1 protein-coding gene is annotated in these 486 nt (G+C 57.0%); it reads left to right on the top strand.

Annotation, left to right across the window (positions count from 1 at the left end; genetic code table 11):
• Positions 1-109 precede the first annotated feature (109 nt).
• Positions 110-486 (top strand): IS110 family transposase (locus GTP77_RS29875; RefSeq protein WP_161075757.1); only part of this gene is annotated, 377 nt, incomplete at its 3' end.

The following is a 486-nucleotide window of genomic DNA, read 5'->3' as shown; positions in this document are numbered from 1 at the left end:
CGTGATGTAGATTTCGCAGCAGTTGCTCTTATTCCATTAAAGATCGAACAGTATCTTTGGCCCGGCGTGCCGTGAGCCCGCATTTGCAAGGTTGATCAGGAGAAGAGTAATGTTGTGTCTTGGTATAGATGTCGCCAAATTGAAGGTCGATTGCGCACTGCGCCTGGAAACGGGCAAACACCGTGCGAAAGTTGTAGAAAACACCCAGGCTGGCTTTGCCAAACTGGAAGCGTGGCTGCAGAGTCATACGGACGGGTTGCCCCATATCTGCATGGAGGCCACTGGCGTCTATTGGGAGGCGATCGCGGAGTTCTTTGCCCGTCGGGGCTACCGCGTCAGTGTCGTCAATCCGGCCCAGATCAAGGCGTTTTCCCAGGCGCAGCTGGTGCGCACCAAGACCGACCAGGTCGACGCCAAGGTCATTGCCGAGTTCTGCGCCAAGCATGGTCCGGAAGCATGGCAGCCGCCGCCGCTGAGCGAACAGGA

It is taken from the genome of Pseudoduganella aquatica, assembly GCF_009857595.1.
GTDB lineage: Bacteria > Pseudomonadota > Gammaproteobacteria > Burkholderiales > Burkholderiaceae_D > Rugamonas > Rugamonas aquatica_A.
The sequence above is the reverse complement of the archived record's forward strand: the minus strand, read 5'-3'. Positions and strand labels throughout refer to the sequence as shown.